We start from the raw sequence: 7,711 nt of genomic DNA on the forward strand, positions 1-7,711 counted from the left end.
GCGACACGGCAGCGTGGCTATGCCGTCGACGACGAGGAGAACGAGAACGGCGTCGCGTGCGTCGCGGTGCCAGTATGGATGGGCGCCAAGCACCGGCCCCAGGGTGCGGTGAGCGTGAGCGCCGTGGCGTACCGGACGTCGTTGCAGACACTGGTCGACGCTGTCGAGGAGATCCGCTCTATCGTCGACGGAGACCGTGCGTGAGGAGAGACAGATGACCGAGTACATCATCAGTGACGATCTGCCGAAGCCGGCCGGGCCGTACAGTCACGTCGCCAAGGCCGGCGGCATGGTGTGGACGGCCGGGTTCGGACCGGGCGACCCGACGACGGGCGAAGTGCCGGATGGCATCGAGGCGCAGACCGACGCCACTATCGACAACGTCGAGCGGGCGCTGCGGGCGGCTGGGCTCGAGTTGGACGACGTGGTGAAGGTGACCGCGCACCTGCAGCACCTGCACGAGCACTTCGCGCCGTTCAACGAGGTCTACGCCCGGCGTTTCACCGGATCACGGCCGGTGCGCACCACCGTCGGTTCAGACCTGATGAACATCCTGGTGGAGATCGACGTCGTCGCCGTCACTCCAAAATGAGGCCGCGGCGTGCGAGAGGTTAGTGGTTGTCGCGGGGGATGTGGCGGCGGGCGACGTCGCGGTACTTCACGGCCGGCTTGAGCACCATGCCCTCGTCGAACTGCCCGACCAGGTCGCGGTGGATCTCCTGCCACGGGGTCTGGCTCTCCGGGATGTAGTGCAGGCCTCCGTTCGCCAGGGCCTTGTCGACCTCGATCCGGCGCCGTTCGAGCTCCTCGTCGTCGACGAGCATGTTCACCTCTCCGGTGCCGAGGTCGACGCGCACCCGGTCGCCGGTGCGCAGTAGCGCCAGCCCGCCGCCGACGGCCGCCTCCGGCGAGGCGTTCAGGATGGACGGCGACCCCGATGTACCTGACTGGCGGCCGTCGCCCACGCACGGCAGCTCAGTGATGCCTCGCCTGAGCAGCTCCGCCGGTGGATCCATGTTCACCACCTCGGCGCCGCCTGGATGACCGAGCGGCCCGGCGCCCCGGATGAACAGCAGCGACTGCTCGTCGATCTGCAGCGATGGGTCATTGAGCCGGGCGTGGTAGTCCTCCCGGCCGTCGAACACCACCGCGTGACCCTCGAAGGCGTCCGGGTCGTCGGGGTTCGACAGGTACGTGGCGCGGAACTGAGGTGAGATGACGCTGGTCTTCATGATCGCCGAGGCGAAGAGGTTGCCCTTCAGGTTGCGGAACCCGGCCTCGGACACCATGGGCCGCCCGTACTCGCGGATGACCTCCCGGTCCTCGGTCAGACGCCCGGCACAGTTGTCGCCGATCGACGTACCGTTGACGGTGACGGCGTCCGGGTGGGGCAGCGCGCCGGCCGCCAGTAGTTCGGCGACGACGGCCGGTATCCCTCCGGCGCGATGGAAGTCCTCGCCGAGGAATCGTCCGGCCGGCTGCAGGTCCACCAGCAGCGGTATCGGGTATCCGAGCTTCTCCCACTCGTCGTTCGTGAGCTCTACGCCCAAGTGACGGGCGATCGCGTTGAGATGGATGGGAGCGTTCGTCGAGCCTCCGATGGCCGAACAGACGACGACGGCGTTCTCGAAGGCCTTCTTGGTCATGACGTCCGACGGCCTGAGATCCTCGCGCACCATCTCCACGGCCCGCCGACCGGTCAGGTAGGCGGCCTTGCCCCGCTCCTTGTGCACGGCGGGGATCGCCGCCGAGCCCGGCAGCATCATGCCCAGCGCCTCGGCGAGGGAGTTCATCGTCGTCGCCGTGCCCATCGTGTTACAGAACCCGGGCGACGGCGCTGCCGAAGCCACCATCTCTATGTACTCGGCTTTGTCGATCTCGCCGGCGGAGAGCATCTTGCGCGCACGCCAGACCATGGTGCCCGAACCTGCGCGCTCTCCCTTGTGCCAGCCGTTGAGCATCGGACCGACGGAGAGCGCGATCGCGGGGATGTTCACTGTTGCGGCGGCCATCAGCTGTGAGGGCGTGGTCTTGTCGCAGCCAGTGGTCAGCACGACGCCGTCGAGCGGGTAGCCGTGCAGGGTCTCCACCAGGCCGAGGTAGGCGAGGTTGCGGTCCAGCGACGCCGTGGGCCGCCGGCCTGTCTCCTGGATGGGGTGGACGGGAAACTCGAAGGCGATGCCGCCGGCCTCCCGGATCCCCTCGCGGATCCGTTCCGCCAGCACGACGTGGTGCCGGTTGCACGGGGCGAGGTCGGAGCCGGACTGGGCGATGCCGATGATCGGCTTCCCGCTCTGCAACTCTTCCCTGCTCAGGCCCCAGTTGAGGTAGCGCTCGACGTACAACGCCGTCATCTCGGGATCGTCAGGGTTGTCGAACCACTGCTGTGACCGAAGCTTCACCTCTGCGTCATCACCCATGCTTGGGACGATACCGCGACCGTGCAGCGGTCATTGTGGCAGGCGGTCGCGGTGACGGTGACGATCCTGCGGATGTCCCCTCAGATGGTGCCGGAGTCGCCGTAGACGGTGACGTGCACGTGGTCGTAGTGGTTGGCGGTGGCGGACCCGCGGTCCTCCATCGGACGCCAGCCTTCGCCGCTGCGCTCCACGGTCCAGATCCTCTGTTCCCAGATGACTTCGCTGACGCCGAGCTCCTCGTAGTTGGCGCGGACCCATTCGGCGATGGAGTCACCGAGCGACCCGGTCACCATGATGTCAAGAGCACGGCCCGAGCCATGGGCACCGCTGTCACCGGGGCGGAGGCCGCCGTAGGAGTCGATCTCCGGGTACTGGGCGCAGACCGCTCGGTGTACGCGGATTGCGTCCTGGGTGAGGCCGCTCTCGACGGAAGACCCGGTCGGACATTCGGCCATCGACAGGCCTTCGTCCTCTTCCTCTTCGGGCTCTGCCTCTTCTTCCGGCTCCTCTTCGGCGAGGTAGTCGGAGCTGACCCACAGCACCTCGTCGCTGTAGATGATCTGTGACCAGTCGCCGTCGGTCTCGCCGGTGATGTCGACCTCGGTGCCACGCTCCAGGACCGTGGCGATCTCTGCGTGCTGGCCGGGCCCGGTACGGACGTTGAGCCCCGTAGTCACGTACATCTGGCCGGCGACGGTCGGTTCTGGTTCTGGTTCTGGCTCCGGCTCCGGTTCTTCGGCCTCTTCCGGCTCCTCTTCGGGCTCGGGCTCCTCGGTCTCTTCCGGTTCTTCGGTCGGTTCCTCGGTAGGCTCTTCGGTCGGCTCCGAGGTGGGTGTCGGGGTCGGCGTCTGTGTCGGCGTTGCCTCGGGCGACGGGGAACGGTCGTGAGCTCCTCGGGCGGCGGCCTGCTCGCGCTGGATGTCAGCCATGCTCGCGATCTCGCCGAGGTCGAGCGTCTCTGTACTGGAGTCGTCGTCGGGCCACGCGTAGCGCGCTACCGGTATGGAGGCTGTGATGGCCAGAGGGAGGGCGATTGTGACGACACGTCGGGTGCGTGGGGTCTTGACACGCTTATGGCGGGACCTCGGCACTGGCGCATCACCTCATGGTCTGTCGTTATCGGCTCGTTACCGTCCCGTAGCCAACCACACTCTCGACATGAACGCAACATTGAACATCATTTGTCCTAATTTGAGCGATCAACGAACCCCGCGTTTGACCGCTCTGACCAGCTCGTTTTCCGTCTCGCTCGGTGATCATCCACCCGCCACGCCGTGCTTGTGTCGCAGGCCTGCCGACGAGTGCGATGGCCGGGATGCTGAGGCGCTCGCATGAGGATGTAGACACAGCCTCGCTGAGCTATCGATCGTCAGCTTCCGATCTACGTACAGTGCTGGAATGAAGGCCGAGCATGAGCTGTCGCTCGCAGCGGCTCGGCGGCTTGCTCTTGTGGCGCAGGGGTTCGGCCGCCGTGAGGGCAAGCGGAGGATTGCCGATGTCCGAAAGGTGGCGTCGAAGGTCCTTGCCATCCAGATCGACTCGATCAGCGTGCTCGTCCGTTCGCATTACCTGCCGGGGTACTCGCGGCTGGGCCCGTACCCCAAAGACACAGTTGACAGGCTTGCCTACGCTCGCTGTGAGCTGTTCGAGTGCTGGGGACACGCGACATGCCTGATGCCGGTTCAGCTCTACCCTCTGCTGCGCCATCGGATGACGGCGCAACGAGCGGCGAGTCCATGGACGCCGGGAAGTCCGTCGCCTGACAGCGCCTACATAGAGCAGGTCTACAACGAGGTCGCCGAGCGGGGGCCAGTCGCGGCCGCCGACGTGTCCAACCCAGGCGCTCGGGAAGGCAAGTGGTGGGGATGGAGTAACGGCAAGATGGCCCTCGAACACTTGCTGAACTGCGGCCTCGTCGCCATCGCGGGCCGTCGCGGCTTCACACGCCTCTACGACGTCACCGAGCGCGTCATCCCACAGGAAGTACTCGACGTGCCGGCACCGGAGCCGGAGGAGGCTCAAAAGCAACTCATCTGTCTGTCCGCCAAGGCGCTGGGCGTTGCGACGGCGCGTCAGCTCGGCGGGTACTTCGGGCTTCATAGTCATCGGATAGTCGTCAGAGGTCCGGACGGCAAGCGGCCTCGGCCCCTCTGGCCACGGTTGGTGACCGAACTTGTCGAGCAGGGACAGCTCGTACCCGTCACCGTCGAGGGCTGGTCTGAGCCGGGCTACATGATCCCAGGCACCCGCATGGTTCGCTCGATGCACGAGCGGGCCTTGCTCTCACCTTTCGACTCGTTCATGTGGGGCTCTGCCCGGCAGTGCTGCGGCTTCGTCCAACCCTTGGCGCAGCAGCTATACGTGCCGGCAGAGCGGCGCGTATACGGCTACTACGTGCTGCCGTTCCTGCTCGGCGACACGCTCGTCGGCCGTGTCGACCTGAAAGCCGATCGGGGGAGTCGCAAACTGCTGGTGCAAGGCGCCTTCCACGAGCCCGGACAGGACGCCACGCACGTTGCCGCCGAGCTCGCCGAGGAGCTGCACCGGATGCGGACGTGGCTGGAGCTGGACACTATCGAGGTTTCGGAACGCGGCAACCTGGCTGCGACGCTGCGCCGGAGCATACAACGGCATCGCTAGTGGTCAGGTCCAGCTGAGGCGCACGGCTAGGGCGACTCGAGCCACAAGATCATGTTCCCCGTTGAGCCCCTATAGGGGCCTAAATGGGAACATGATCAAGGTCACGAGCAAGTGGTCAGCGAGGCGGGGCGACGGAGTCCCGGACCACGGTGTGCGTGCCGAGGACCACGTGTTGCGGCACGGCTTCCTCGTGCCGGTGCAGCGCCATCCGGACCGCTGTCCGCCCGAGCTCGTCGTGCGGGATGTGCACCGTGGTCAGCGGGGGCGTGAGCTCCATCGTCAGCGGGATGTCGTCATAGCCCACGACTGACATGTCGGCGGGGACCTGCACGCCACCGTCGCGCAGTGCGTGCAGCACCCCGGCGGCGACGATGTCCGTGGCCGCGAAGATGGCCGTCACGTCCCGCTGTTCGGCGAGCAGCTCCCGGGTCGCTTCGTACCCGAACGAGCGGAAAAATGAGCCTGCCCTGACCAGGGTCGGATCCGGGTCCACCCGGAACGTCTCGTGGGCACGTTGATAGCCGTGGAGGCGCTCGACCGACGTCGTGAACCCTTCCTCCAAGCCGAGAAACGCGATGCGCCGATGTCCGAGGGACAACAGGTGACTCGTGATCGCGAAGGCGCCGCCCTCGTTGTCATACTCGACGACGGTGGCGGGCACGTTGGCGCCCAGGGCGGGACGCCCGCACAGCACCAGCCGGGAGCCGGCCTCATCGAGCGCATGGGCGAAGTGGATCATGCGCTGACGGTTCTCCTCCAGCTCGGAACCGCCACCCACCAGTATCACCGCGTCGGCGTGCTGCTCACGCATCTGCTCGACGACGGCGAGCTCGCGCGCCGGATCTCCCTGCGTCGTACACACCAGGCATGTCCGGCCCTCGGTGCGGGCCTGTTCCTCGACGCCCTGCGCGATGTGCGCGAAGAACGGTGCGGTGATGTCATGGACGACGAACGCGACCGTCTTGGTGGTGGCGCCGGCCAGAGCGCGAGCATGCGCGTTGGCCACGTAGTCGAGCTCCCGGATGGCGCGCATCACCTTGGCGCGCGTGGCCGCCGCGACCGGGTAGTTCCCGGCTACCACGCGCGACACGGTGGGGACGGAGACCCCGGCACGTTCCGCGACGTCGGTGATAGTGGTCCGCTTGCGACCATTGCGTGCCACCCGCTGTGCCACTCAACGCCTCCTTGCGGACCGGCCGCGACTGAGGTTCATCTTAAGGGGCTCGCCTGTCGTCATGCTTGCCGCTCGAGCTCGGTGCGCCGCACTTCATGGAGAAGCGGCCGGCCGGTCGTCAGCCGTTCCAGCTCCGCCACCGCAGTCTGGCCGAGCCGCGCCAGCTCGTTGCCGTGTGAACCGGCGACGTGCGGGGTCAGGACGACGTTCGGCAGGTCATACAGCGCTGAGTCCGGCGACAGCAGTTCTGGGTCCGTAACGTCGAGGACGGCGGAGAGCCGGCCGTCGACGAGATGCTTCGTGAGGGCGTCGGTGTCGACGAGCGTGCCGCGGGCGGTATTGATCAGAACGGCCCCGTCGCGCATGAGGTATCGCTCGCGCAGCCTGAACAGGTCTTTTCCGGACCACAGGATGGCGGCGACGCCTGGGTCGTCGAATCGCGCGCGCTGACGCATGGCTCGTCGAGGCGGACCAGTTCCCGCATCCTCCGCATCGTTTCGGGAGGAAACAGGGAGGGCGGGAGATCCGGGCGCATGACGAAGAACGCCGGCGGGCGGTCGGCCACGAGGGTCGGTCCATTTCGCAGATGATAGAAAACGCTATCTACATTAGATGCCGGGCTGACGAGCGGCAAGGGGTGCATGCTCTGGGGAGTCTCTCGACCACGAGGGTGAGGCCCGAACCGCTATGTGCCTGGCTATATGTCACTGACCGGTCGATCTGTCAGGCAAGTCAAAGTGTCCGTTCTCGACGCGCACCCTTGACGTTCTTCGGACATGCTCGTAACTTCTACGAAATCGCTATCTACTGGCTTGTCTCAGAATGCGGACGGTGGTCACGTCCTGAGGTCGAGACCATGACGTCCGGATTGAGTCGGCCCAGATGCTCGGATACTTCGCTGATCTGGAGGCGCACGATGAAGAGCGCGGCGCTCTTGGCGTTCAAAAGTGACGCTGGGAAGCCTGCGCTGACCCCACATAGATCACGGCTTGCGCCCCGATGGTTGGCGCCCCAGGTCGCAAGCCGTGTCGGCCTCGTCACGCACCACGTGAAGGAAGGTTCACGCCATGGCATACGACATCAGCCGACCACCAATCTTACGGGCGGTACTGGCCGTCGCGCTCGCGATGTTGCTGAGCTGGGCTCTGGTCGCGTTCGCTCCCGCGGCCGGCTCCGTCGAGCCGGAGACCGACGGCCTGCCGCCCGGCTACCAGGACGTGATCACTTTCGGCAACCCCGGCTCGGAGCAGGCACATGATCTGGCCGCCGACTCCACCACCGTCGTCGAAGGCGGGCTCGGCGAGTCGGCGCGGGTGGCGCAGCCACTGGACTCGCCTGACATCAAGGGTGGTGAGCTGCGGTTCACCATGAAGGTCGATCCGGCGGCGCAGAACTACTTCACGCTGAAGTTCTGGGGCGGCGACGAGTCCGGCCTGAAGACCATCGCCTACATCAACGGCGAGCAGATCGGCTACCG

6 protein-coding genes and 2 pseudogenes are annotated in these 7,711 nt (G+C 66.3%); 4 read left to right on the forward strand and 4 right to left on the reverse strand.

The annotated features are described in order from the left end of the window. A partial coding sequence (locus tag ELR45_RS39840; protein WP_240760282.1) for an IclR family transcriptional regulator domain-containing protein occupies positions 1 to 204 on the forward strand: 204 nt, incomplete at its 5' end. A gap of 10 nt (positions 205 to 214) precedes the next feature. Then, positions 215 to 592, forward strand: coding sequence for a RidA family protein (locus ELR45_RS31385; RefSeq protein WP_129669799.1), 378 nt, complete (start codon positions 215 to 217; stop codon positions 590 to 592). A 19-nt stretch (positions 593 to 611) separates the two neighbouring features. On the opposite strand, the gene ELR45_RS31390 is transcribed toward ELR45_RS31385, so the two are convergent. Further along, on the reverse strand, positions 612 to 2,420 hold the full coding sequence (locus tag ELR45_RS31390; RefSeq protein WP_129669800.1) for an IlvD/Edd family dehydratase: 1,809 nt from the start codon (positions 2,418 to 2,420) through the stop codon (positions 612 to 614). A gap of 80 nt (positions 2,421 to 2,500) precedes the next feature. Next, positions 2,501 to 3,511: an SH3 domain-containing protein gene (locus tag ELR45_RS39845; protein ID WP_205857638.1), complete on the reverse strand. Its 1,011-nt coding sequence runs from the start codon at positions 3,509 to 3,511 to the stop codon at positions 2,501 to 2,503. A gap of 307 nt (positions 3,512 to 3,818) precedes the next feature. Here ELR45_RS39845 and ELR45_RS31405 point away from each other — a divergent pair, with 307 nt between their 5' ends. Continuing rightward, the gene (locus tag ELR45_RS31405; RefSeq protein WP_129669802.1) at positions 3,819 to 5,060 is read left to right on the forward strand and encodes a winged helix-turn-helix domain-containing protein; all 1,242 of its coding nucleotides are present in this window, start codon (positions 3,819 to 3,821) and stop codon (positions 5,058 to 5,060) included. Positions 5,061 to 5,175: 115 nt separating this feature from the next. Here ELR45_RS31405 and ELR45_RS31410 read toward each other — a convergent pair whose 3' ends face one another. After that, positions 5,176 to 6,234, reverse strand: coding sequence for a LacI family DNA-binding transcriptional regulator (locus tag ELR45_RS31410; protein ID WP_129669803.1), 1,059 nt, complete (start codon positions 6,232 to 6,234; stop codon positions 5,176 to 5,178). 59 nt (positions 6,235 to 6,293) lie between these two features. Next, a pseudogene (locus tag ELR45_RS31415) lies at positions 6,294 to 6,599 on the reverse strand (NAD(P)-dependent oxidoreductase); the annotation flags it as partial. A gap of 702 nt (positions 6,600 to 7,301) precedes the next feature. Between ELR45_RS31415 and ELR45_RS36080 the strand changes: the two are divergent. Next, positions 7,302 to 7,711: pseudogene (locus tag ELR45_RS36080) on the forward strand (hypothetical protein); the annotation flags it as partial.

Origin of the sequence: Phytoactinopolyspora endophytica, assembly GCF_004138495.1 — a bacterium.
In the GTDB taxonomy this organism is placed as follows: Bacteria; Actinomycetota; Actinomycetes; order Jiangellales; family Jiangellaceae; genus Phytoactinopolyspora; species Phytoactinopolyspora endophytica.

Bases quoted from the DNA above. Each gene is read 5' to 3' on its own strand.
- ELR45_RS31385 (WP_129669799.1), top strand. From the start codon at position 215: ATGACCGAGTACATCATCAGTGACGATCTGCCGAAGCCGGCCGGGCCG.
- ELR45_RS31390 (WP_129669800.1), bottom strand. From the start codon at position 2,420: ATGGGTGATGACGCAGAGGTGAAGCTTCGGTCACAGCAGTGGTTCGAC.
- ELR45_RS31405 (WP_129669802.1), top strand. From the start codon at position 3,819: ATGAAGGCCGAGCATGAGCTGTCGCTCGCAGCGGCTCGGCGGCTTGCT.